The organism is Sphingomonas sp. Ant H11 (genome assembly GCF_000797515.1).
GTDB lineage: Bacteria > Pseudomonadota > Alphaproteobacteria > Sphingomonadales > Sphingomonadaceae > Sphingomonas.
Window position 1 is genome coordinate 90,561 of sequence record NZ_JSBN01000026.1, and the last position, 24,601, is coordinate 115,161.

The 24,601-nt window shown below is 62.2% G+C and carries 22 protein-coding genes and 4 pseudogenes; 5 read left to right on the forward strand and 21 right to left on the reverse strand.

What is annotated here, in order from left to right; all coding sequences use genetic code 11:
* Positions 1-34: 34 nt before the first annotated feature.
* From NW75_RS06530 to NW75_RS06560, 7 genes are read right to left on the reverse strand one after another with little or no spacing between them, the layout of a single operon-like run.
* Positions 35-1,870: a conjugal transfer protein TraN gene (locus NW75_RS06530; RefSeq protein WP_010405706.1), complete on the reverse strand. Its 1,836-nt coding sequence runs from the start codon at positions 1,868-1,870 to the stop codon at positions 35-37.
* Positions 1,867-2,610: a type-F conjugative transfer system pilin assembly protein TrbC gene (gene trbC / locus NW75_RS06535; RefSeq protein WP_010405704.1), complete on the reverse strand. Its 744-nt coding sequence runs from the start codon at positions 2,608-2,610 to the stop codon at positions 1,867-1,869. The genes NW75_RS06530 and trbC overlap by 4 nt, the downstream gene beginning before the upstream one ends.
* 11 nt (positions 2,611-2,621) lie before the next feature.
* Positions 2,622-3,644: a conjugal transfer pilus assembly protein TraU gene (gene traU, locus NW75_RS06540; RefSeq protein WP_010405703.1), complete on the reverse strand. Its 1,023-nt coding sequence runs from the start codon at positions 3,642-3,644 to the stop codon at positions 2,622-2,624.
* Positions 3,641-3,910: a hypothetical protein gene (locus NW75_RS06545; protein ID WP_010405700.1), complete on the reverse strand. Its 270-nt coding sequence runs from the start codon at positions 3,908-3,910 to the stop codon at positions 3,641-3,643. Before NW75_RS06545 ends, traU begins: the two co-directional genes overlap by 4 nt.
* The gene (traW, locus tag NW75_RS06550; protein ID WP_010405697.1) at positions 3,910-4,566 is read right to left on the reverse strand and encodes a type-F conjugative transfer system protein TraW; all 657 of its coding nucleotides are present in this window, start codon (positions 4,564-4,566) and stop codon (positions 3,910-3,912) included. The genes NW75_RS06545 and traW overlap by 1 nt, the downstream gene beginning before the upstream one ends.
* Positions 4,563-5,099, reverse strand: a complete 537-nt coding sequence (locus NW75_RS06555) for a S26 family signal peptidase (protein ID WP_010405695.1) — start codon at positions 5,097-5,099, stop codon at positions 4,563-4,565. Before NW75_RS06555 ends, traW begins: the two co-directional genes overlap by 4 nt.
* Positions 5,080-5,766, reverse strand: coding sequence for a type-F conjugative transfer system protein TrbI (locus NW75_RS06560; protein ID WP_010405693.1), 687 nt, complete (start codon positions 5,764-5,766; stop codon positions 5,080-5,082). Before NW75_RS06560 ends, NW75_RS06555 begins: the two co-directional genes overlap by 20 nt.
* 56 nt (positions 5,767-5,822) lie before the next feature.
* Between NW75_RS06560 and NW75_RS24990 the strand changes: the two genes are divergently transcribed.
* Positions 5,823-6,017 carry a hypothetical protein gene (locus NW75_RS24990; protein ID WP_197057731.1) on the forward strand — a complete coding sequence of 65 codons (195 nt, stop codon included), beginning with the start codon at positions 5,823-5,825 and terminating at the stop codon, positions 6,015-6,017.
* 112 nt (positions 6,018-6,129) lie between these two features.
* Here NW75_RS24990 and traC read toward each other — a convergent pair whose 3' ends face one another.
* The 8 genes and pseudogenes from traC to NW75_RS06610 all read right to left on the reverse strand — a co-directional run bounded on the left by traC (position 6,130) and on the right by NW75_RS06610 (position 13,975).
* Positions 6,130-8,721, reverse strand: coding sequence for a type IV secretion system protein TraC (traC, locus tag NW75_RS06570; RefSeq protein WP_010405690.1), 2,592 nt, complete (start codon positions 8,719-8,721; stop codon positions 6,130-6,132).
* 369 nt (positions 8,722-9,090) lie between these two features.
* On the reverse strand, positions 9,091-9,738 hold the full coding sequence (traV, locus tag NW75_RS26085) for a type IV conjugative transfer system lipoprotein TraV (protein ID WP_231565017.1): 648 nt from the start codon (positions 9,736-9,738) through the stop codon (positions 9,091-9,093).
* Complete coding sequence (locus NW75_RS06585; protein ID WP_010405687.1) at positions 9,735-10,619, reverse strand: DsbC family protein; 885 nt, start codon at positions 10,617-10,619, stop codon at positions 9,735-9,737. Before NW75_RS06585 ends, traV begins: the two co-directional genes overlap by 4 nt.
* Positions 10,606-11,934: a TraB/VirB10 family protein gene (locus NW75_RS06590; protein WP_010405685.1), complete on the reverse strand. Its 1,329-nt coding sequence runs from the start codon at positions 11,932-11,934 to the stop codon at positions 10,606-10,608. Before NW75_RS06590 ends, NW75_RS06585 begins: the two co-directional genes overlap by 14 nt.
* 1 nt (position 11,935) lies before the next feature.
* A complete protein-coding gene (locus NW75_RS06595) occupies positions 11,936-12,739 on the reverse strand; it encodes a type-F conjugative transfer system secretin TraK (protein WP_010405683.1) in 804 nt (267 codons plus the stop codon).
* On the reverse strand, positions 12,739-13,305 hold the full coding sequence (locus tag NW75_RS06600; protein ID WP_029622679.1) for a type IV conjugative transfer system protein TraE: 567 nt from the start codon (positions 13,303-13,305) through the stop codon (positions 12,739-12,741). The genes NW75_RS06595 and NW75_RS06600 overlap by 1 nt, the downstream gene beginning before the upstream one ends.
* 1 nt (position 13,306) lies before the next feature.
* A complete protein-coding gene (gene traL, locus NW75_RS06605) occupies positions 13,307-13,597 on the reverse strand; it encodes a type IV conjugative transfer system protein TraL (RefSeq protein WP_010405680.1) in 291 nt (96 codons plus the stop codon).
* A gap of 58 nt (positions 13,598-13,655) precedes the next feature.
* Positions 13,656-13,975: pseudogene (locus NW75_RS06610) on the reverse strand (TrbC/VirB2 family protein).
* Between the two features lie 310 nt (positions 13,976-14,285).
* Here NW75_RS06610 and NW75_RS06615 point away from each other — a divergent pair.
* Together NW75_RS06615 and NW75_RS06620 are read left to right on the forward strand one after the other, a co-directional pair.
* Positions 14,286-14,804: a hypothetical protein gene (locus NW75_RS06615; protein WP_197057732.1), complete on the forward strand. Its 519-nt coding sequence runs from the start codon at positions 14,286-14,288 to the stop codon at positions 14,802-14,804.
* A 104-nt stretch (positions 14,805-14,908) separates the two neighbouring features.
* Complete coding sequence (locus NW75_RS06620; RefSeq protein ID WP_010405676.1) at positions 14,909-15,439, forward strand: helix-turn-helix domain-containing protein; 531 nt, start codon at positions 14,909-14,911, stop codon at positions 15,437-15,439.
* 12 nt (positions 15,440-15,451) lie between these two features.
* On the opposite strand, the gene NW75_RS06625 is transcribed toward NW75_RS06620, so the two are convergent.
* On the reverse strand, positions 15,452-16,144 hold the full coding sequence (locus tag NW75_RS06625) for a lytic transglycosylase domain-containing protein (RefSeq protein WP_231565018.1): 693 nt from the start codon (positions 16,142-16,144) through the stop codon (positions 15,452-15,454).
* Positions 16,145-16,549: 405 nt separating this feature from the next.
* Here NW75_RS06625 and NW75_RS06630 point away from each other — a divergent pair.
* Positions 16,550-17,845: pseudogene (locus tag NW75_RS06630) on the forward strand (hypothetical protein).
* A 20-nt stretch (positions 17,846-17,865) separates the two neighbouring features.
* Here the strand turns inward: NW75_RS06630 and NW75_RS06635 are convergent.
* The gene (locus NW75_RS06635) at positions 17,866-18,135 is read right to left on the reverse strand and encodes a hypothetical protein (RefSeq protein ID WP_010405673.1); all 270 of its coding nucleotides are present in this window, start codon (positions 18,133-18,135) and stop codon (positions 17,866-17,868) included.
* Between the two features lie 330 nt (positions 18,136-18,465).
* On the opposite strand from NW75_RS06635, the pseudogene NW75_RS23560 reads away from it, so the two are divergent.
* Positions 18,466-19,522: pseudogene (locus NW75_RS23560) on the forward strand (IS630 family transposase).
* Positions 19,523-19,722: 200 nt separating this feature from the next.
* On the opposite strand, the pseudogene NW75_RS28145 reads toward NW75_RS23560, so the two are convergent.
* From NW75_RS28145 to NW75_RS06670, 4 genes and pseudogenes are all read right to left on the reverse strand, one after another.
* Positions 19,723-21,314: pseudogene (locus tag NW75_RS28145) on the reverse strand (IS1380 family transposase); the annotation flags it as partial.
* A gap of 107 nt (positions 21,315-21,421) precedes the next feature.
* On the reverse strand, positions 21,422-22,384 hold the full coding sequence (locus NW75_RS06660) for an alpha/beta fold hydrolase (RefSeq protein ID WP_033964357.1): 963 nt from the start codon (positions 22,382-22,384) through the stop codon (positions 21,422-21,424).
* Positions 22,385-22,483: 99 nt separating this feature from the next.
* Positions 22,484-22,984 carry an MlaD family protein gene (locus tag NW75_RS06665; RefSeq protein WP_033964358.1) on the reverse strand — a complete coding sequence of 167 codons (501 nt, stop codon included), beginning with the start codon at positions 22,982-22,984 and terminating at the stop codon, positions 22,484-22,486.
* Between the two features lie 71 nt (positions 22,985-23,055).
* Positions 23,056-24,486: an ABC1 kinase family protein gene (locus NW75_RS06670; protein ID WP_052192262.1), complete on the reverse strand. Its 1,431-nt coding sequence runs from the start codon at positions 24,484-24,486 to the stop codon at positions 23,056-23,058.
* Positions 24,487-24,601: the final 115 nt, after the last annotated feature.

The following is a 24,601-nucleotide window of genomic DNA, read 5'->3' on the forward strand; positions in this document are numbered from 1 at the left end:
CTCGTGCCGGGCGCCTGACGCGGCCGGCCGACGGTCATTTGCCGTGAAGATCATAATAGTCCTGAATCTTGTCCTGAATTTCGGACATGGTCTGGACCTCATCGGGCAGCTTCGCTGCATCCATGAAGTCGGAATAAACATCGGTGAAATCCATTACCGACAGGTCGAGCCTCGCGAACTCGTCGACGGTGAAGCCCTGACACTGCTCCTTTTTCGCGCTACCCCAAGGCTTGCCGAGCTGTGGGCGGCCCTGCTCTTGCAGGACGCGCGAAAGCTTGCTCTCGAAACAGCAATAGGCGGTTCGCTTGGTCGAACAGATCCCGAGGAAGCTCGACGAGCAATAGCTGCCGAGATTATGGCAAAGGCCCATCCGATCTTTGATGTCGAGCTTCATCTCGTCCTGGCTACATGCGAACAGGACAAGGAACGGCGTGGCGAAAGCGGCGATCGCGGCCGGCCCGCCGGCGAGCGCGGCTGCACCAGCACCGAGCGGCACGAGACCGGACACCTTTCCCGCGCAACAATTGATTAAGCCGAATACGGGTTTGTGGCAGGTCTCGCGTGTGCCGGTGAAAACCTTGAAATCGGCTTCGTTGAACTCCTTGCCGGCTTGATCGAGTGCATGAAGGCCGACGAGCGCGTCCCTGAACTCGGTCGACGCCTCGCGGACGATCGGCTCGCAATCGCCGTTGATGCAGTAGACGTCGTCCCCGCATATATACTGCTTGTCGCCCCCGACCGTGCTCGATGGGGTCGGGCAGCGATACACTTTCTCCGCGACCTTGCAGGCCCCACTCTGCGGATCATCAAGGCAATCTTCACGAAGGAACGTGCAGGACCGATTGCTCTCCAGATCGCCGCAATCGTTGCCCGCCGACATGACATTGCAAGTGAAGTTGCGCTTCCACGCCCAGCACGATTGCGTGACAGGTACGCCGTCGATCATCCGGGTCTCCGGGCCTTCGGTGCAGACTTCCCCGGCGGCATCGGCCGTGCACATCGTATCGCCGGCCATGGCTCCGCAACCATCGACCCTTTTGGTGGTCACCTGGGTTTCGGTCGTCTTGGCGTGCCAGCCTTGGCCCGTGATCGGGCTTGGAAGAAGGGAGAGATCGGTCAGGTTCTCAGAGCAGACATACTCGGTGGCGTTATAATCGTCGCAGAATTTGTTCGTCGAAACGCCGTAAATCCTGTGAGCCTGACAAGCCTGCATCACGATGCCCGTCGGCCGGCAGACACCAGAAGCCAGGTGCGGCGCCATCGCATCATATCGCGCAAAGGGGGTGCCGTACGCTCCATTAGGCACGACAAAGAACTTGTACGCGTCGACTGTCGTGGTCTCGGGCACCATCGTGATCGAGCACGATCGGGACTCCTGCTCGATCTTAGTTCCTTGGTTGCATGTGGCCTCGTAGTATCCGCTCGTTCCTGAGCCCGGCGGAAGCGGCGTGCAGCTTCCGCTGGTGCTGCTATACGCCTCGCCTGCGAGATAGGCCGACGGGTCGCTTTCGACGGTCGTTGCGCGGTTCGTCGTCGCCAGGATCTCGGCGTTGCTGAATGTCGCGCGGGTGTGATCGGCGTCCGTTGTGACCCGGTAGCTTTGGTCTGATGACTTCAGCGCCTGGGCGTCTGCGACGAGCTTGTCAGGGTCGTCATAATAGGTCGTCTGTGGCTGGCTGGTGCCTGTGTAGCCAGGAACGGCCGCAGCCTGCGCGTCGCTCGAAGGAACCAGCGAGGAGTCGTTCCTCTTCTCCTGGGCCATCGCCCTGCCCTCAGCACGGGCTTGGTCGACCGTCATCTCCTGCGCGGCGACGGGCTCAGTCGTGAGCAGCAGCGCGCACAATCCTCCCAAGAGGCGCCGCGCGATCATTGCCGATCGCGCTTCATGTTCGAGAGCGCCACCGCGGCCACACGCGCGCCGGGGCCACTTCCCTCGGCGAAGGTCGAAAGAGCATATTCAACCGTCACGTTGCCGATCATGCGGTCATAAGGCGGCACCTTGGTCTGACAGGAGAAGCCGGCGCATAGGTCGAAGTCGGACGAGACCGTGATGTAGGTTGGGACGGCTTGAACATCGAACGCGCGGAAGAGTCGGGGATCGATGCCAATACTGGCGAACTGCCCCTTGTCGACAACCTTGCCGAGCCGCGTCACGAACTCCTTCGCCGAATTGTTCGGAAAGCCCCTGAACACGACCACGCCGCCTGCGCTTGAGGTGTCGCGCACGAGCTGTTTCAGCGTCGCGTCGGGCATCGACAGGCTTGCGAAGACGATGAACTGTGGCGCTTCCCCACCCTTTGCGCTCGCATTCTGGGACGCGCCCTTCACGATCTCGTCGAAATCGACCGGTCCTGCCGGACCCTTTGGAAGATCGATCGTCGCAACCTTGCGCATATTTTCGGTGCCGCCCTCGCGAACCTGAGCGGCTTCTTCCCGGAACTGGTCGCCCCTGTCCTTGACCTGGTCGACGAAGGCTTGCGCTTCTGCGGCGAGATCGGTCGAACGCTTCTTGATCGCCTGGACGTCCACGCCGTCGACGGTCTGCGCGAGCAGCGCCGACACGCCAGCGGCACCAAGGACTGCGAGGATGCCGATGGTGAGATAGCGCATCGTCAGACCCCCTAGAGCACGCAGCAATTGCGCTTGCGCCAGACGAGGTAGCCCATGTCCTCGCCGCCGGCGGGATAGGCACGTCCAGCGTCGGGCGGCATGGTGGAAGCACCGATAGCGGAGCAGGCGAAGCGCCCGCTCACGGTCGGGATCGGGTTGACCATCTGGAAGCGATATTGCTGCTTGCGCATGATCGGCATCAGATACTTCTTGCAGAGCCCGGCCGATCCCATCGTCCCCCAGGCAAGCGCCTCACGGTGCATCTTGAAAGCGAACCGCGAGAGCGCGAGCCGCGAGGACTGGACGTGCCCGATCGAGGACGGGATGTTCCCGTTGAGCGGATACATCGAGCCCTGACAGCCGGCGCACCAGAACAGCGGATCGAGTGGCAGATGGACGGTGCCGGCGATGCAATCGCCGGCGCAGGCAGCCTGCGCGATGGGATTGGCGAAGACGATCGCCTCGGGATTGATGAGCGCTGCCAGCGAGTCATCCTGCCAGAGCGGGTCGACTTCGGTCATGTAGGCGATATCGAACGACGCCTGCTCGAAACAGGCGAAGTCGGTCAGGATCTCCATCCAGTAGAGAAGCGGATAGACATACCAGTGGACGTGCCATTTTGCCGTACTTTGAGAGCGGCCGCCGACCATGGACGGCCCGGTCAGATAGCCCTGACCGATATCGAATCCGGGCGCGATCCGGATGCCGCCAAGGTTGGGGAAACACCACGGCTTCATCGTCACATCCGCGAGGCGCGCCGGCTCCCAGAACCCGACCGATATGCCGATGCGAGGGAGCGGGTCGGCGCAGGCGCAGATCGGCGACGCGGGATTGCTGGGATCGGGACGGCTGCTCGGCCAAATCCTCAAGGCGCCGACGGACAGCGGGAAGAGGCAGGACCAGCAGACATCGGTGATCGGATTGACGAACTTGCCACTGCAGGTCGGCCCGGCCGCGGTTGCCGGGGGCGCCAGAGCGATCATCGCAAGCAAGAACGCGAAGAGGCCGAACAGGCGGCGAGGCAGCCCGGTCATTCGCCGCCTCCCACGCTTTCAAGGAAAGCTCGGTCGGCGCGCTGCTTTCGGAGCAGGTAAAGACAGGTGTGTGCGGCGGTCGCGAACAGGATCAGGGCGGCGCCGATTGGCGCCACGCGGCCAATCGCGTGGCGGAGCGGCGAGAAGAGACCAACGACGAGCGCGCTAGTGAGGCATAGCGCCTGCCAGGTGAACCGCATGCGACGAAGCACCGGGGTCTCCGGTGCAGCCATCGGCGTTCGAAGAAGATCGAGCCAAAGCGGCATCAGCCGGCCCTCCCCTTCTTTAGCACCTGCTCGGACACTCGCATCACGCGACCGTTCTGCTGCACGACCGCGGGCGTGTGTTCGATGCCGAAACGTGAGGTGAGCTTGCCCTCCTGGTCGAAGTAGAAGCGGCGTTTCCGGTTCGTCATCTCCTCGATTGGCGAGCCGCTGACGAAAATGATCTTGGCATTGAGATCGGTGTACCGGCTCGTGGCCCAGGCGATCTGATTTGCATCGTCGCCATCGACGAACACGAGCGCCTGTTTGATCGCGACGAAGTCGAGCGGATTGATGCGCTGTCCGGCGCGGCCGATGAGGTTGCCCTTCTGGTCACGAATATCGTGCTCGAGCTGGACAGTCGGGTCATAGGTCCAGTCTCTGGTCTCGGTCGCAGGTGAAAGACCCGCAACGGGAGTGGGTCGCCGAACCTTCGCTTCGACGCGCTTGGCGAACATCTCGTTGGTGCGCGCGAGTTCGCCGGTCGCCTCAGCGCGTTTCAACCGCGCTTCGATCGTCGAAAGCAGATCCGGCTCGATGACCGGGAAGGCCTGGCCAGTCTGCCCATAGTCACGCGCCTCGATGCGCGCAGGGCTCATGGCAAAGGCGGCTATACCGAGGAGCACGGCCGCTCCACCAACGCCGAGCAGCCGCTTCACAGCACGGGCTCCCCGACACCGACAATCTGGCGGCCGCAGACGAAACCGATTTCGGCGTAACGGCTGTCGAACCCATCGCGGTGGGGAGACCCGGCATAATAGCAACCCGAGGGGATCGCGCCCTCCGCGCCCGGCGTCAGTGGCTCGCCAAAGCGCGTGAGCGGTTTCATCTGCCCGATGGGCTTGCCGTTGATCGTCACGACCATTCCGCGGTGCGCGACCACATCGCCCGGCATGCCATAGACGATCTTGCCGAACATCTGAGGTTTCGTCCCAAAATGGCGGCGCAGAAGCGCGCTCTGCGGCGGATCGAAGAACACGTAGTCGCCGCGCGCCGGCGGTTGGTGCCGGCGGATGAGGAAAGCCCAATTGGGGAGGGAATCGCTCGCGTTGATGAGGAAGACGTGGCCGTCGCGCCATGAGCTCATCGCACTAACTAGCCCCGTTCCGACGAGCGCAACGACCAGCATCGCCCACAGGCGCTTGCGCGGCCGCCAGCGTGGGGCGGAGAGCTCACTGACCGCCGTTGCCATCGGGGCCTCCAAAGGTTGAGACCGACGGTCCGGACACCTGCCCAGGCGCCGGCTGCGGCAACGGTTGCGCGAACGAACCGCTGGCGGACGGATCCTGCGGAGAGATCGCCTGCGCACCAGCCATAGGGTCGATCTGTCCCGACGGTGCCAAGGGCGGTTGCCGCGCGGCGATGAGAGCAGCCTGAGCGGCCGACAGCTCCTGCATGCGCTGCAGCTGCTCGACGGAAACGCGTTTCGGCTCCGGAACCCCGGACGCGAACACCGCCTTCTTCAGGCTCTCCGTGATGTCCGGCACATTCTTGGTGAGGACCGCCTCGCCGACCAGCACGACTTGCCCGCCCTCGCTCCGGCGTTGCAGCTCCTTGTCGAGCGAAGACATGAAAGCCCTCATCTCGGCCTGGACCCGATCGGGCGGTGAGCCCGAAAATCGCTGGGCCTCGACATAATCGCCCACCAGCGCCGACAGCCTGGCCGAGACGATGTGATCCTGCTTCGGCGCCGTGAGAGCGCGCGTGACCCACATCCCCCAGATCAACAGCGCCAACATGACCAGGCCGATGATGATCTGCTGTCGCGTGAAGCCTCCAAAGCCAACCCGGCGCTTTGGAAGCGCGGCTTGGGACGCGGGAGGTGCGGGCGGGAGGTCGAGTTCGGGTTGATCAGCCATGATCGCGGGTCCCTTCCTGCGTGCGGTCGGGCAGGATGCGATCCCGGCGGAAGGTGATGATGGCCGCCGAGAGGATCATGTGCGCGATCGCGAAAAATGTTGAGAAATGCGCCGGTCCGGGCCTGATCGGCGGCGACATAGCGCGTGGTGAAATTGTTGAGCTGGTGGATGAAGCCGTCGAAGGAGAAGCCCCCGATCGCGAGGAAGAACAGGAAGAACAGCCCCCAGGTGATCAGCAACGTGCTACCTAAGAATCCAAACCCATGGAGCGTGAAGTAGAGGACGGACCGCCACTCGGCCGCCGTCAACCTGCCCTTGCGCGTAATGGAGGTCGTCACATCGTCAGCGTCCGTCGCCATGATCCTACTCCGCGGCGATCGCGATCTCGTCCGCCTCGACGAGATTGCTCACCCATTTTTCGGGATTGTCGGGAAAGGCGATCCGCTCGATCGCTTCGTCCATGCTCATGCCCTCTGCGATCAGCGCGTCGATCGCAGCGAATGTCCTCGGGCTCGAGGAGAAGAGCGTGGCCGAATAGGGATCGAGCACGAGGCGGCCGACAGCGAGCGTATCGGGCCCTTTGATCATGATGTCCGAATATTCGAAGCCATTGCGCTTCAGCGACCGCAGCAAGGCGTCGGTGTAATCGTCCATCTCGAAGCGATCGTGCTTCTTGAAATCCGCGATCGTCTCCGGCTTTTGCTGGAGGATGACGAACCAGTCCGAGTTCTCGAGCGCGGCGATCGAGCCGGCCGACTTGTAGTAATCATTGAGTGACTGGGTCGCGGTGACCAGCGACGCGCCGTATTTCCGGCAAGTGCGAGCATAGGTCTCGATGAAGTCGGCCATCGCGCCGCCACGGAGCATCTGCCACGCCTCGTCGAGCAGAAGCGCCTTGGGGATCGAGCGATCAAGTTTGCGCATCATCTGCTGCGACATGAACATGATCGCGGTCAGCACGACGCTGCGCAGTTCCTCGCGCGCCGACAGGTCAGACAGTTCGAAGACGGTGAGCTGCGCTTGCAGCTCGAACGAGACTTCACCCTGAAAAAAGCGCCCGTACGTGCCTCCCGACGAGAAGGGCCGCATCGCGATCCCGAGATTGGATGCCAGCACGTTGCCGGTCGCCTCCAGGGCTGCGATCACCAGATCGATCGAGCCCTTGCTGCCATGCTCCTCCCAGACTTGGTTGACCGCACCGTCGATCAGGCCTCGCTCGGTGTCATCGAGCACGTTGATGTGGCGCGACATCTGATTGATGATCGCTTTGAGCATCGCCATGCAGTCGAGGAGATAGTCTTCGTCCTCAGCAGCCTGAGCCTGGTCGATCATCGAGAAGGGATTGAGGCAGAAGCCCGAGCTCATTGTGAATTCGACGAAGGCGCCGCCCTGCAGCTTTGCCGAGTGCTCGAACGAGCGGCCGTCGTCGATCACGACCACCTTCGCACCGGCGCCGCAGAGCGAGCCGCACAGCTCCTGGAGCGCGACCGACTTGCCTGAACCCGACTTGCCGAAGACCGCGACATTGTGGTTGCCGGCGGCATTCTCGAACGGGCTCCAGAAGAAGGGCTGGCCACGCCGGCCGATCAACAGCAAATGGGGTATCTGGCCGCCCAGATATTCGCCCTGAATCGGTGCCAGATTGGCCGCCGTCGTGGTGAGCAGCGTTCGCATCCGCTTCATGCGCTCGAGGTCCTTCGACAGGCCGTTGGCCATCGTCATCGGCATCGCGCAGAGCAGCCCCATGACCTGCAGGTAGCGGTCGTCGAGCAGGTCCCAGCCTGCAGCCCGATATACCGACTTGAGCACGCGCTCGTTGCTGTCACCCCTGCCCTTGGGCGAAAAGGCGGTGACGCTAAAAAATACCCGGACGAGCTTGCGACCCTGCCGGATCTCCTCGTTGACGTAGCGCCACTCCTGAGATTGGTCGCGCAACTGTGGCAGGAATCTCGACGACTTTGAATCGGCGAGGCTCGTCGTCCGCATGAACTTGTAGCTCGCCTTGTTGGTCGAGGCCTGGGCGTCGGGGAAATCGATGCAAAGGTTCGTCGCGACCGGACACGGCATGCGGAGCTTGTCGGTGAACATGTCACCGATCAGACGCGCCACGTCCCACGGCGCCCAGCGCGTCGGCAGATTGCGGACAGAAAACGACCGGACATCGAACACGTCGGGATAGATTTCGCCGATCTCCGGCGCGCCCTTGACCGTCTTTCCGGTCGGCCGGAAGCGCTCGGTCCGTAGCAACATCCGGTCCGGCTCGACCTGCAACTCGATGTCGCGGCGGATCGCCTGGTCCGCGATCGGATCGAGCGGATTGTAGCTGACGGCGTCATCGCCGGCGGCGGTGGTCGGCGACGTGATGTCGTCGATCCATCCGATCAGTGCCACCGGGTCCATCGTGCGCGCCGCGACGTTGATCGACGCAAGCGAAGAGATGATCCCTTCCATCACCGAGACGATCTGCTCGACAGACACGCTCGACGATTCTGGGGTCGAGTAAGAAATTGCGACACGGTGGTTGCGGAGGCAGAATGGCGCGTCGGCCGATAACGAGTCCCAGACACCGTCCGTCAGAAAATCGACGCGGTGCTTGGCCATCCGTTCGTAGACGCCGCGGGCCGAATAGCGCGGCAGATACCATTTCGAGAGCCGCTCGCCGATGCGCGGTGACATCCACTGGTGGAACTGCAAACATCCCGGTGCTGGAATGCCCTCGGATAGGAACTGTGCCAGGATTTCGCCGGTGCGCTCGTCGGCTCCAACCAGTGGCGCCGCCTCGATCACAAATCCGCGCGACGCGCTGTTGTAGAAGATACCCGTCTTCGGATCGTAGCTGCGATAGGGCAGCCAATGCGCGAGCATCGGGACCGCGAGATCCGGCTGCTGCGCGTCGGGACGCTTGCTGTCACCGAACACGCCGGCGAGGAGATCGTCGAAAAAGCGCCGCGCCATCTCAATTCTCCTGCGGCACGGACGCGGGGAATCCTGCGGCTCGGACGACTGGCTTGGCGTCTGGCTTGGCTGCCGGCAGCGTTCCTGCGCCGACCGCGCTTCGTGCCCCGTCTTGAGCCTCGGTTGCCTGCGCTTGATATTGTGGACTCGCTTTCACCCGCGCGATCGCTTCGGCACCGATGGTCGTTTTGGGCGCCATCGCCACACCGGACGGAGTGGCAATTGTCGTTTTCGACAAGGCTGGCGCTGCGCCTGGGTTACCCGTTGGGCCAGCGGCCTCCCGCGCTGGTGTGGGTGCCTTCGCCGGCTGCAACCGGCCCCTTCCCGCGGTCGGTACGGGGCCCGGGGCGTTGCGGCCCGCCTTGGGGGCTAGACGAGCCGCAACGTCGGACTTGATCGCTGCGACCGGATCGGCACTGCGCGCCCGCGCGCGGCCACCGCCGCAGGATCAGGAAGGTCTGGATCGATCGCCGCGACATCGACGATCGCAGGGTCGGCGCGATCGACGGCGTCTGCGAGCGATTCCGGCATCGCGCTCATCGAGGACGCATTGCGATCAGGAATAAGCGTTGCAGATGCCAGCGACTGTTGCTGCCATTCACCGCTCTGCACGACCGCGTGGACCGCGCTCGTCTCGTGCAAGCGCCCGCGTTCATCGATATAGGGCTGGAAGACAATCCGAAGCACCCGCTCCTGGGTACGCCGAGCATCGCGGGGCACGACGGGCACGATCTTCCGGGTCGCAGCCGTCCGCGACGCCCGCGCCTTCGGGCGGGTTTCCATATAAGGTCCGGCGGGCGTTGCGTCCCCGCCTGCACTCTCACCTGCGATCATCGCCAGCGCGCGGTCGTCGATCGATGAAGAGGGCGCGCAGATGCCATCGGGCGCAGCGCAAGAGAAGCTGCCCCGCACATTGCTGCCGAACGTCGCGCAGCCACTGAGCAGAGCCAGCGCTGCCAGAGCGGCCGATCCGAGTAGGAGCGGTGATCGGTGGGATCGACCCAGCCGCCGGCTCACGACTTCGCTCCCCTGAGCCAGGCCTCGAGGAACTCCTTCGGCCGATAGCCTTCGAGGATTGCACCGTCGCTGCGGACGATGATAGGCGTTGCGTTCAGGCCGTGCTTCTGGGCAAACTTCTCATTGGCATCGAGGCCCTTGGTGTCGCAGGCCGCGGGCGCTTTGAACGGCTCTCCCGCGTAAGCGGCATAAAGCGCCTGTTCCTGGTTCTTGGAGCAGTAGACGCGATCGGCAATGTCTCGGCTGCCGAGGACCGAGATCGGTCGCTCCACGACCTTCACGTCCATACCGCGCAAGACGTTGGTGAGCGCGCGGCAATAGCCGCAGCGGAAATCCGTGAAGATGGTGACGCTTTGTTTGGCCGTCTTATTACCCCAGACGATCGCGCCCTCGTTCGGCAAGCCGGTCAGGTTAAGCATGGCAGGGCGCGTGGGGACCGTAGTCCGCCCGGCACTGGCTGAAGCGCTCGTAACTTCCCCCCCGCCCTCCTCGCCGCCGGCAGCTGCCGCGGCATTTGCTTTCGCAGCCCCGCCGACCAACATGTCGGGGTTGATCTCGAGTAGCCGGGCCGCCGTCAGATCCTGGCGCGTCTCCATGTCGTAGACGCGGCCGATGATAAGATAACGAGCACCGTGATTGACGTAGAAGAGGTTCGCGCCCGCGGTGACCTCGCAGAGCCCTTCGATTTTCTCGCAATTGACCTTGGAGACTTCCGTCTTCGGCAGACGCGCCTTCAGGAGACCCGTAACCTTTGCTTCGTCTGGACCCGCCACATCGGCGGCCAGTGCGATGCTAGCCACGCCGATCGCGCCGATCGCCGCCAGGACGGGAGCCCGCCGTGTGAAAAGGCGCAGCTTACGCAGTCGATCAATTGCGGACATACACACCCTCCAGGAAGACGATTTCGACATCGATGCCGGTCGGCATCTCGATCACAGGCTGATATTGCTCGGCGCGCTCGATCAGATATTTCGAGACGTCCTTGCCGGACTCCGCGGCACCGCCGCCGAGCGCGCGCAGGCCGACGCTGCCGAAATTGGGCGTGCGGTTGATGCTGCCCTCGCCATCGCGGGCGATGGTCGCCAAGGGCTGGTTGAAGGCGGTGTTGAGCGCGTTGCCGCCGCCACTGACCAGACCGGCCAGGAAGGCCTGCATCGCGAGAGATCCTTCGCGGCTGACGACGCGGCCGCGGACTCCGGTCTTGCCGCCGAAGGCAATGAAACCTTTGACCTCAGACACCGCGTAGCGACCGCCAGGTTGCGGGCAGGTCATCTTCTGAAGCTTTACGTAGACCTTCTCACTCGACAGATCGCCGCGCGCCGCGCCGTTGATGAGGCAGCCTTCGATCTTGGTCGTGAGCAGCTTGCCATTCTGGTAGACCGAGCGCGCAGGCCCTGTGACGCGGAGAACTACGGGCAACGGATCAGTCTGGCTGTTGACCCCGGCGCTCGCGTCGACGCCGACGATGACCTTGGCGCTCGCGAAGCTGTTCGGCGGCAGATAGTTGATACTATCGCTGTAAGTCGTGGTTCCCTTCGCGACGCGCGTGGCCGTGCCGGTGTCGGCCGTCTGAAAGCTGACCATCTTGACCTCAGCGCCGCTGCCGATGGGCATCGGCCGTCCGGCGGGGCTGGCATCGGGGCGTTGGTAATTCTGGACGCCGTTCGGACCATACATCCCAGAGGGCCCGGGTGCCGGCGGGAGAGCCGTAGTCTTGGAGGCGACCTGCCGCCTCAGTTGGTCATTCTCCGCCTGGTAAGCTGAAAGCACCCGCGCGCCATCGGCGCGCATCGCCTGATTCTCGCCTTTCAGCTGTTCGAGTTGCTGGGCGAGCTGGTCGACCCGTTGCTGCTGCCCGTTGACCGATTTCAGCTGGTTTTCGACCGACTGCATCTGATTTTCCGAGAGCGCCATCCACTCCTGCTGGTTGAGGTTCTTGTTGACCATGTCTTTGGTCGAGACTTCGACCTTGGCGGGATCGCTATCGGTGGAAGCAGATTTTCCGCCGTCGTCGCCGAAGATCCAAAACGAGGAGGCGATGAGCCCGGCGCCAGCGACGCCCGCAAGCAACAGCCGCTGCTTTTTGCGGACGCTCTCGTTCGCGGTCAGATCGCTAGAGACCGGAGAGACGCCCTCCTCCTCTGGTCCTCCATCGAGAGGCGCGCGCTTGCGCCGGAAGATATCGGCCAAAGCCATGTCACTGCCTCCCGTTTTGCGAGACGAGGTAGGCCGTCGTGACCTTCCCTGGATCGAGCTTCGGCTCTGCGATCGACACTGCCAGCGCGCTCGATGGCGCGACCGTCGCTTCGGTCAGCGTCACCGGCGCCGGGCCCTTGTTCTCGATGCGAAGCACGCGGCCGGTGAGATCGGTGCCGCGATATTCGGCGATCATCTGGACTTTAAGCGTGCCGACATAGACCGGCCGAAGCGCCCGTTGGCGCATCTCATAGCCATCGACGACGCTGTTCGAGTACATGGCCTGAACGAGCTCGACGGCCGTTTCCTGCGGATTTGCCGCTGCTAACTGCGGTGTCGCATCGCCCGCCTTGTCCTTCGCGATGGTCGGGTTCGAGATGAATACCTGGACCGCCTGTTCGCCCGCGATGCGGCAGACGAACTTGTAGACATAACCCCGCTTGCTGGTCGCGAAAAAGGAAAGGGCCTGACGGCCGAACCCTTCCGGCACCGACAGATAGATGTCGCCGCGGACCGGCTCGTTCACGACCGAAAAGTCGTCGGCGGGATTGCCCGTCGAGATTTTCGAGACCGAGGCGAATTCATCCTCGACGAGGCTGATCCTGGTGAGGTCTTTTGCCGAGGCGGCGCAGTCGACCTGGCTGCCGTCGGACGCCATTACCGTTTGGTCTGCCCATGCCGGCCCCGCGATGAGGAAGAATGATAACGCGACCAGTGACGCGCCAATGATACGGCTCAGATAGCAGTAATAGCGGGAGAGGAAGACGGCACCGGTCGCGGCGCTGCCAATGGCGTAGACCGACATCACTGATCCTTTTCCTTGCCGGTCGTCACCATTCCAAAGCCGACAAGCTTCAGGGACAGTCCGGAATATTGCCAATCGAAGCGGAAGGTCCGGCGCTCGCTCGAAACGACCTTGTTCCCGACGATCGTGTGCAGATCCCCAGTGACCGTGGACCACAGGTTCTTCGGATCGATTTCCATCGTCTGGATCGTGAAGAACTGCGCGATCGAGGAGCCGCGCTGCTCGTTGACGATCTTCATGAGGTCGCCGCGGATCTTCCCCTGCGCGCTCGGCGCCGTGATCTCGAGGACCGACTTCATCCAATATTCAAGGTTGGCAGGGCTTCGGTCCAGGGTCAGCACCGCTGTGTCGCGGGTTATCAGTTCGAGATACTCGCGAGAGACCCCTGAGCTGCTGACGGCCAAGGGCCGCGCCAGGACAGGCTGCAGCACGATCTCGCGGTCGCGGGTCGCGGTGACCAGCAACAGGATCCCGGCGAGGACTCCCAGGACCACCGACACAATCACGAGGAGATTGCGCTGCCGCAGGACCCGTTGGCTTTGAGCGTGAGTGTGGGAGATCTCCATCTTACCCGGCCATCAATCGGAGATAGGAGGGTGGTGTGGCCCTCATGCCGGTGAAGCCGGCAGGAAGATGCCAATAGGCCAGATGGAGGAGCCAAGACGTCGCCCGCCCTGCCTTAGCCTTCTTCAGTCCCCACCAACCCGCACCCGAAAGAACGACGCCAATGAGAATGTGCTGAGACAGGATTCCCCAGACGAACGGAATAACCATCGCCAGGAATTCATCTAGCGTCCACAGCCCGATTAGCTCAGGGTCGTCTAGATGAGACGGTATGACGTACTTGTCCGCGGCCATTGCACCACCCTCTCCAAAAGCCGGCCGGATCTGCTATTCCGACCGACTGTCGGACCCTTCAGATCGTTGCCGTGACGGTGGAGGTGACGATCGGAATGCCGGTACCCGCGCCGACGCCGACGCCGACCGGGATGGCGATCTGGCCCATCGAGAAACGCCCCGAAGCGAGCGCTACGATGCCGCCGGCGAGCGAGAGGACGGTGATGATCTTGCCGCCCGAGCCCTCGAGGAAGTCGGTGAACTTCGTCAGGGCGGTGTCGAACGTCGTATCGGCGCGGCGAATGCCGGACCGGCGAACAGGAACAGAGCGAGCGCGAGTGCGATGAGGGCGAAGACCGCCAGCTCCGCACGACCGCTGTACTTGAGGACAGACTGCATGAGAGTTTCCCTTCAATTCGAACGCGACGGAACCGCGCCCGATTGAAAGGTGAGGCCAATCAAATCCGGGCGGCAACGATGCCCTCGGACCGAGGCGGGGATTCCGGGAGGAATGATGGTTGAGCCTGCGACTCCGAGACGCGCCGACCCCGCAACGGGACGCGCGTCCCAGATCCCGGGACGTCCTGTCCAGCTTTCCAGGAAGCCATGTCCCGATGCAGGGACGGCCGAACGGACGATCATTTGGTGTCCACTTCACCGAGTCGCTGTTTGGACTCGATGCTGCGCGCGTTTCTGCGTATCATTCACGGTGGGGGCGCTGGACGGGTTCGCGTTAGCGCGGGGATCGAACGTCATGGGTGAGAACATGAGTGCGGACAACCGCAACTACGTTCTGGATATTTCCATCGATCTCTTCCGTTTGACGACTGAGAGCCTGCGCCTTCATTCGAACGAGACACGCCAGTACCAGACGCTGGCGAACCTCGTGAACTGTCGCGCTGAAACGAAAAATTGCGGGGAGGAACACAGGCCCGACACGCTGCGAAAGCACTTTCATGCCATACCGACCGATGGGGATATTCACATCAGCCTCGACATCCTGAAGACCAGCGCCGAGAGTCTGGATCAAACGCGCGAGCATCTCTGCCGGAAGCTCGGATCAGACATGACGGTCGGCGACGCATTGTCAGTCTTGCTCTTCGACTATGTCGCCGAGAGAAAGGCCGCTGAAGTGCTCGATCGCATGGGTCTTGGCGAATTCAACCAGAATGGAGACGATAAGCATTCCGGCCAATCCCGAGAAGGAAATGTTTTACCTTTCAAATAGTTAATTTATAGAAACCACAATTTCTCACGTCCACCACGCCTTGCTAATGCTGGGGTGCTATGATTTGCTCACTTGATCCCAAGCACTTGGATCGGGGGGGCAGTGTGAAGTCGTCACTTGCCACGGACGCGGTTTCCGACAGTTCTGATCGTCTCGAGGATAAGGAGCCGCGCGACTATGTCATGATGATCCGGAAGGCGATGGCTGAGCGAGGCCTGCATATCCGTGAGCTCTCGTTAAGGGCGGGCATCAGCAAAAGCAGGCTTGGATTGCTGTTGCATAGCGATCCCAGAAAGCGGCCGAACATTTCCCTGGTGGAATTTCAAAAGATCCTTGCGGCGATGGGCATCAGTATCATCCAAGCGATTATCAGCGTCGAATCGCAAATCGATCCAGATATGCTCTACGACGAACGCTTTACGACGCTCCTCCTGATGCTGTCTGAACTCTTCAGTGGCTTGCCTTCCAGGCTTATCCAGGCTCTTGACGAGATCGAGGGCATCGATGGCACCGAAATCCGACGCGAATGGGCGACTCCCCTCAAGGAGGCCGTGGTCGAAAAGCTGGTAAAGGAAGTCACGAGGATTCTGGCCCGCAGGGCGGAGCTGACCGAGACCAGCCGTATCGGACTATAGCGCGCATGGTCTTCAAAAGGTCGAAACTCTGACGGCACGACCAACTGCGGGCATCGGGCGCCTGGATTGTTGCGAGGCGTCCATCCCAAGATTTGCCGCTTCTGGAACGCCGGCCAAACGGCGCCAGTTCAGCAGCACGCTTTCGACATAGGCTTGGGTCTCGGCGATGCGCGGCACGAAGCCGTTGCGCACGCGCCCGGGACCAGCATTGTAGGCGGCCAACGCCAAGTGCACCTGACCGAAGCGGTCGAGTTGCTGCTTCAGATATTTGGCTCCGCCGCGCAGATTCTGCTCGAGATCGTAGCGATCGACACCCAGGCCCTGCGCCGTATCCGGCATCAGCTGCGTCAATCCAAATGCGTTCTTCGAGGAGTAGATGGATGCTTGGTAGCCGCTTTCCCTAATAATCATCGCGTCGAACAGGCCCGTCGGAATCCCATACTCGCATGCGATACTGCTCATCAGCGCATAGTAGCCGAACCGCCGGTTTTCGGCCGCGGTGCTCAGGAAGCCAGCCGGGCGATACGCGCTCACACCACATCCTGGTGCGTATTGCGTCGCAGCGGCAGCAAAGGCCATTCCGCTCCGCATCCACGGAGGAATTGGAATTGCTGGCGGTGCTGGTGCGGCCGTCTGCAGCGATGCAACTCCGACCCGGGCGACGCCCACATGCGCAAAGGGGTCAATTTCGGTATCAGCGGGCACCGCTGACAGGCCAGCGGACGCAAAGCTGTTCCTCATCTCGAATTCGACCCATCCGCGGCTCAGATCATGGACCTAAAGGGAGCATTGGACTCCGAAATGCCTGTTGACCTCGCCCCGCCGCCTTTCTCTTCACTCGCGAGCGCTGCTGGCCTTCTGCGACCTCTGTCGGTGGCGGCCGGCCGGCCGACATCACGATGAGCTGCGCCGTTCTTGTCGGCTTCACCGGCTCTGCGGAAGCATAAGAGGCAACCATGCTACCGACCAAAGCACCACGCATCTCAGTAGAAGTGATCGCATCTCAACCTCCAAAACCGCGATTTTGAAAAGTTGAGATCCGGCGAATGGGGTTGTCAATGCATCCCGGCTCGGCAAGCATCACCGAAACCCGTACCGACAGGCGCGTCCATGTGGTTGATCGATCGCCATAGCGACGGGCTTAGCAAGGCCCGTATCCCCCTCCCCGGCCCGCTTCGGAAAGCGCTAGTCCGGTGGTATGCCGGCGAGGCTCCCGGCCTGACGAAGAGGCCGGCATCATGCTTGTCCAGCAGGCGCGCATCGGCGAGAAATGGCTCGCATGCGACTGCCTTGGCAGCGATCGCGAGCCCCCGATGCTCACGCCTGCATTCCTTTCAGAGGCCGAAACCTACTATCTGCGCCGGCTTACCGGCTCGAAGCGCGCCGAACACCTTCCAACCTGCCCCTTCTTTCGTGACCAGGCGACCAACCGCATCAGCGAAGTCCGCAATCCCGAAACACCGGTCGACCCGCCCGTCGGCTACTTCGAGGTCCTGCGGCCCGCTCCCGAGAAGCTTGCTCAACGGCCGGACGAGGAGAGCAGTGACGATCGTACCCGGAACGCCTCCATGCCCAGGTTGGCGCGCCTGCTCTGGCGCCTTTTTGAACGTCTCCGGCCTCAACTTCTCCGCCCCGATCTCAGAGGAGTCGACGGAACGCTCGATCACGCATGAATTCGAAGCACTGACCGCGGCGGCGGGAAAGGTCGAGATCGCGCCAGGCATCGAACTCGGCCGGGCACTGTGGACACACGCCAAGGCTCTTCACAGCAAGCGCGCATACGCTGGCATCCGCGAGCTCGCCCGAACATGGCCTCGCGGGCATGCACCCCAAGGCTTTCTGACGGTCTTCGCAAAAGGGTTTCGGGGATCGACCATCTTTCCAGCTGGGTCGGATCCGATTTCCGTTGCAAACCGAATTCAGTCACCGTCGGTACGTGGCAATCACATCAAGGGCCCTTTTCTCATCATCGTGGTGATCGGCGAATATCCCGAGGCCCATGGCTATGCGCCTTTGAGAGCCTATGCTCAGCCCGTTTTCTCCGGCAACCGCTTCATCCCCGTCGATTCAGAATTTGAGCGAAGCATGTTGCGGGCGCTTCTTGGTGCGCGCTACGCCTTGGACCGTGAAGGCATCGACATTGCGATCGAGAAGCCGGTATTCGACAGACTAACACCGCTCGGCTCTTGCCGGCCTGATTTCATGCTTGAGGCGCGCTCGCGACGCACAGGCGAAATCCGGACGCTCATCGTTGAGGCGATGGGATTTTCCAACGAGGAATATCTGGCCTCCAAGGCCGCCACCCACCCGAGAATGGCGCAGATCGCCCCCGTCGTCTGTATCACGCCGGAGGATCTGGAAGCCGGACACGTCGGAAGTATTCTGGCCTACGCGCTGTTAGGTTGAAGCGAGGACGGCCGCGGCCTTCAGTTCCAAGTCAGCGTCGCGGCGAATGATCCGACGATGAGCAGCGTCACGGGCGTCGATAACAAGTAGCTCTTCTGCCAACGCCACCAGGTTCTTGGCAGAAAGCGCAGCACATCGCCGGTCGACTTCAGCCCGAGCCAGGCCCGCTCGCGATACAGATCATAGATTGACGTTGCGACAGACAGCATCACGGCCAGGCCGCAACACACACCTGCCGCCGCGTAAAGCGCGAGCCAGTTGGCGATCTCTGCTTGAGACAGAGTTGTCATAAGCAAAACTCCAATCTCCACACGCGTAATGCCTCGACGTTCTCATTCGAGGATCGATTCCGCCGAAGGCGATCGTCGAGACGGCAACATCTCGGCTAGCCTGACCGATGTAACAACCTCATTTTAGCAACGCGCTGGCCACGTCACCATAGCGAAGGGGGTGAACCCGATCTCGCGTTGGGAAGCGACCCAGATCCAACGTCTCGTCGCCGAATATGAGTGCTACCGAAGTCACCGCATAATACCAAATCTCGTGATCGGTGACTCATAGGGGATTCCCAAACGGTCTGAAGTTCGATTCAATGGTCGCGAACCTGAGGGAGGTTTGCGATGGCAGCGGCAGTGGCGCTTCGGGCTGATTTTACGGCGACAAGGATGCGCGCGCTGGCGCGATCGAGCGGTGACGCGAACCAGGTGCGTCGGCTGCTGGCGCTGGCGACGATTTACGAGGGCGGGACGCGCAGCGATGCGGCGCAGCTTGGCGGCGTTGGTCTTCAGACGGTTCGCGATTGGGTGCTGCGGTTCAACGCCGCCGGGCCTGATGGCCTGATCGATGCGGTGCCACCTGGTGGTGTGCCGCTGCTCGATAACGCGCAGCGTCGGGCCCTGGCGCAGATCGTCGAGAGTGGTCCGATCCCGGCATCGCACGGTGTCGTGCGTTGGCGCTTGATCGATCTGGCGCAGTGGGTGTGGGACGAGTTCGCCATCAGCGTCAGCAAGCAGACATTGAGCCGGGAGTTGCGCGCCATGGGGTATCGCAAGCTGTCGGCGCGCCCGCGGCATCATGCGCAGGACGATGATGCCATCCCGACGTTTAAAAAAACTTCTCCGCCGAGGTGGCGACGATCCGGGCAACGCTCCCGCGCGGCACGGCAATAGAGCTTTGGTGGCAGGACGAGGCGCGGGTCGGCCAAGAACGGGATCACGCGGCGCTGGGCACGTCGCGGAACCCGGCCCTCGGCACCGAAGGACCAGCGCACGGCATCAGCCTATATCTACGGAGCGATCTGCCCGGCCGAGGGCAAGGGCGCGGCGCTCGTGCTGCCGCGATGCAACACCCAGGGGAGTGGCCTTGCATCTGGCGGAAATCTCCGCCGCCGTCGCGCCGGGCGCACACGCCATACTGCTCCTCGACCAGGCGGGATGGCATGGCTCTGGCGCGCTCATCGTCCCCTCCAACATCACCTTGCTGCCGCTGCCGTCGAAATGCCCCGAACTCAACCCGGTTGAAAATGTCTGGCAGTTCATGCGCGACAACTGGCTCTCGAACAGGATCTTCAAATCTTACGCCGACATCCTCGATCACTGCTGCTTTGCATGGAACCGTCTCGTCGATCAGCCGTGGCTCATCATGTCCATCGGCCTGCGATCATGGGCACATGGGTGACCGTCCGTGGGACTTGGTATAACCTCTCTTATTCGTGAGGGTGCGCTGACTGGTTCGGTCTGGCTTTCGGCAGGGACATAGGCCCAAGCAGGCTGTACTCCGTCGTTGCGTCTATTTCATCGCGGCGGATCGACAGGTTTGCAGGTTTTACGGACAGGGTTCGAGTGTTCGGCGGCACCGCCGCGTCGACTATGTGGCGCAGGTTTAAGCGCGTTGGCGATGGTGCGGAACAAGTCGGCATCTGGGCAGGCGGAAGCGAACGCGACTCGGATGCGGGTGGATGTTTCGATGACGCGGGCGGCGATTTTGAGGAGACGCACGCGCATTGTGGCGAACTCGGCCGTGGCGAGCGCGGCTTTTTTGCGGATGGCTTGCTGTACGCGCCACATCAGCCAGTAGGCAGCGGTGTGCAGGATTAGGCGCATCTGGTTGGCGTTGGCCGACCGGCACGAGGTCCGGTCGCTGGAAAGCTGGCTCTTGTGCAGCTTGATCAGGTTTTCTGCATTGCCACGTGCGCAGTAATAGACCTCGTACAGGTTCTCCGGGCCGGGCGCGGTCAACGAGGTGACGACGGTGCGGATGTCCATGCCCATGGTGCGGGCTTCGATCCGGGCGACAACGCGGCGCTCGTGCTTCCAGCTTTTCGCGGCGTAGCGGGTCTCGGCAGAGAGGCGCAGGACCGGGCGATCTTCTTCGGCGCGCTGGGTTGCGCAGGCATCGGCCACTGTCACGATTATGGGATCGGCACGCAGCACCGCGTTTGTGGGCATCCCCGATGGCCTGAGCTTGAACTTCGGCCGCGGCGGCAACCCCTTCAGCCGCGCTATCTCGTCCTTCAACGCCTCGTTCTCGGCCTTCAGCGCCGCATTCTCCGCCGTCAGCGTCGCGACCGCTTCCTGAAGAGCCCCAAGTTGATCCGACATAGCCGAAATGACCCGCCGAACATCCGACAACGTGACATCATCGAAAGGGCCAGAACGTCCACGAGTCATCGACAGTGAATCACACCGCCGTCCGTTTGAAAAGACCCCCGCCCGGAAATATGCCCCGGTTACCTGCCGTAGTGCCCGTCACCCCGGATCGTGATGTGGGTGCTGGGCAAGTGACGGCGGATATGGCGAAACAGCCGTCGAATGTGCCCAGCCGCCTCAGCACCCGATGGCGTCTTGCCTGTACGCAACAGCATGGCGACTGGTCGTCCGGTCGCGGTATCGTAGACATGGATCGGCATGAAACAGCGCTCACCATGATGGCCATTCCAGAACGACAATTGCTGGTATCCGTGGACGACATCACAGGTATCATCGATATCCAACGTCACCGCCGCAGGCGGGGTCGGATGGCTGGCGCAATATATGCCGACCATCTCCCCCATCATGCGCGCCAGTTCGCGCGTGGTCGGCGCATTCTCCCACCTGCTCATGGTCGGTTGGCTGGCAAGTCCTGCGCCCGATCCGGGCAGTTTGCCGAGCGCCAGGCGAAAGCCCGGATCGTCACGCAGCGTGTCGAGGTCGTCCGCGTCTTCATAGCCACAGCAGATCGCCAGAATGCGTGCCCGCAGGATGTCGTCCAGCTTGTGGGTGACCCGGGCGGGATCTCGCCGGTCGGCAATGCAGGCAGCCAGTTGCGCACAGATCCCCATCGCACGTTCAGCCCGCGCCAGCAGCAATACACCACCATCAGAGGTCAGCCGACCACCGTCAAACGCGGCTGTGACTTTCTTGCGTCCGACCGCTGGAAACGAAATCGGAGCGGCGCTATCACCGATCTTGGCGGGTGTGGCCTGTGGCATTTTATGCCTCGTTGCAGGTTGGTCTAGACACCCAATTCCCTACAGCAAGTCAGTGCTTTATGCCATTCCCGCCAACCGATCAGATGGCCCCCCATGAATAAGACGGGCTAATCTTGCTCGATGCTCCAACCGGCAAGCAGCGCGCGCAAGGCGGCGACGAACGCCAGCGGCTGATCGAGCATCAGATGATGCCGTGCTTCGGGTACAGCGATAATCGGAATGTTGATGCCGCCGAGTTCGCGGACGTAATCACTGGAATCACTAGTAAAAAGCAGGCTTTGCTCGCCGTGTACTATTGCCTTGCGGCCTGGCGCCTCGACCAGCGTTTGGCCCATTTCAAGCCATTCGCTCGGCACATTATCTCGCTTGAACACCGACGGCGAAAACTTCCAGGTCCACGCTTCGCCTTCGCGTCGAAGTGAGTGGTAGGCCATGTAATCCATCAGGAACGCCTGACCAACGGGCTGTGGCGGAGATAGAACATACCGCTCGCGGGCACTTGCGTAATCGGGGTAACGCTTATGCGGGCGATCGGGGTCGCCCGATCCCGGGCCGGTGCGGCCGCCCCCCCAAACGGCGTCAAAGCTGGACGGACGCAGCACCATCAGATCGCAGATCACCGTGCCGGCAAAGGCATCCGGCGCCAGGGTGATCGCCTTGAGCGCGACTGCCGCGCCAAAGCTGTGTGCGACGATGATCGGCTTGTGCTCATGGCGAAAAAGTCCAAGGGCCTCCGCGACCCCGATCATCTCCCGTCCTCGCGCGACCATGTCACAATTCTCGCGAACGTCGCTGTCCCCCATTCCTGAATGGTCGTAGGCGATCACATGGTAATTTTCAGCGAGGTAAGGCGCGACGAACGCCAGGCACCGTGCATGAGAGAGAAAGCCATGGGTCATCAATAAAGGAGGCGCGGAACGATCTCCCCAGCGGAAGTAATGCATTCTCACACCAGAAACCTCGACGAAGCCCTCCTCCCGCGGCACGGATAGCGCGCCGACAAACCAATCGGGCAGGCATGCAGGATCTGGCGCCCACGTCTGTACGATATCGGACGGGATTTCACGCATGGTGCTCGGTGCCCTTCTCAGACTGGATCAATTATGTGGCCTTGGTCCGGCGTGACGCGATTGGGACCGAAGTGTCCAGGCTGCGACGTATTCATCCGATTATTCTCGAACCAGATCTTTTCCAGTTTCGGTATACGTTCGCATCGCTTGTTTCAGAAGCTTCGCCCGCGGGCGCGGGGAGAGTCCGCCGCCTTTTGCCGGTACGATCGGGAACGGCTGCCCCTCTCGCGCCGCGAGCACTGGGTCGCGATTGTTGTCGCCGCTCAGGCTCAGTTTTGCCGATCCATCAAATAACGATCGTTCGATCGACGCTGTCACACCGCGATGAAGAATCGTGTCACTGGTCAGCGCGAACCGGACGGTGATGAAATCTTGATTCCTGGGCTGAACCTGGATCTCAGTTACGCGGCCGATGGAAACACCGAGAAGGTTCACGGCTGACCCTGGTTGCAGGCCATCGACAGATTGTTCAAATCGAATCTCGTACGTCGGCCCCTTGGCATCGCTCTCCTGGAGAAGCCATAAAGCGAATCCGATCGCAGTGATCATGAGCATGCCCACGATCAGGCTTACCTTCAACCAGTTTGAATGCGTTTCCATCGGGAGCTAGGAATCCCGAGGCCCGTCGCGCCAGGAGCGATGCTTCGCGGTCGGCTCTGCGTGCGCCGCGCTCATCGCCGCCTCACACCTTCGAAAACGGCCAGTGCAACAGCACCGAGAGCCAACAGTCCCGCCAGGAGAGGCTGCGAGGAAAACACTATCGCCGCGCAGATCGCGAGGGTGGCAGGATAGAGCTGCGGAGTAACCCTGCCGGCACGCTCTCTTCCGCGTAAACGCTCAAGGTCCTTGGGCGCGATACTGACGGTGATCGAGCCGGTTCGCGCAATCTTCTCGATCTGTCCGACGAGGTTCGGCGTTGACAGAACCACTCGTCCGAGCGCTGCGAGCAGCTTGCCTGCCTCGCCGCGCAGCCGGGCAGGGCTAGCCCGCTCCCGCATCATTTCCTTTGCTATCGGAGCAAGCTCTCGAGCAATGTCGAATGCCGGATCGATGCGCCGGACGAACCCCTCGGCGGTCAGCAAGGTCCGGAGCACCAGGGCAAGGTCCGGTGGAAGCGCGAGATGAAAGTCGCGCAGAATCGCGAATACCATCTGAAAAATGTCGGCGAGGTCAATCTGATCGAGCAGGACGTTGCTGAAGCGGTCGATCAGTTCGGCCATTGCCTCTTCGAGCCGGACCCGGTCCACGTCCGGATCACCGGCCCAGAGCATAAGGATATCGACGATACCGCCGGTGTCCTCCGAAGCGATCGCGAGGCCAAGCCGAACGAGTTCCTCCCGGCGTCTCGGCAGGAGGGTGCCCACAGCGCCGAAATCGATCAGGCCAAGCGTCCCGTCTTCAAGGAAGAAGACGTTGCCGGGATGCGGATCGGCGTGGAAGTGACCGTTTATGATGATCATGCGCAGGATCGCCTGCGCATAGGTGCGGGCAAGCGCAGCCAGATCGAGATCGCTTCGGCGTGCCGCGTCCAGATCGCTTGCGGGAAATCCGCGGAGCCGCTCCTGGATGTTCACTCGCCTTCCCGAAAGCTCCCAATCGAAGCGTGCGGTTCGAACCCCGTAGTTTTTAAGATATTCACCGATCGCGTCGCTGGCGCGCGCTTCTGCGCTGAGGTCCATCTCCCGGGCGAGGCTCTCGGCGAAATGGCGCAGCAACTCGTCCGGCTTCAGTCTTGCGATCTCGGGGATACGGCGCTCCGCAACCCGGGCCAGTCTTCGCAAGAGCCGAAGATCGGCATCGACGATCCGCTCGATGCCTGGGCGGCGAATCTTGACGATAACGTCACGCCCGTCGAGCAGCGTCGCCGCATGCGCCTGAGCGATCGAACCCGCCGCAAGCGCTTCGGTGTCGAAGTGACTAAAACTCGTTTCGATTGGGCCGCCGATCGCCTCCTCGATCAGCGGCTGCACGGCCGCGAATGGAAGCGGAGGAACGCGGTCCTGCAGTTTTGAAAGTGCATCGACCCATGCCGGCTCCAGAAGGTCGCTTCGCATCGCGAGGATCTGTCCGAATTTGACCGCGACAGGGCCGATATCCCGCAAAAGCGCGACGATCGCTTCCGGCCGGGTATCTTCAATCGGCTCGCCCCCCCCCCGCCCCCCAGACCCAACCGAGCGGCCAGCCCCTTGAGACCGTGCCGGCCGAACAGGACGAGAA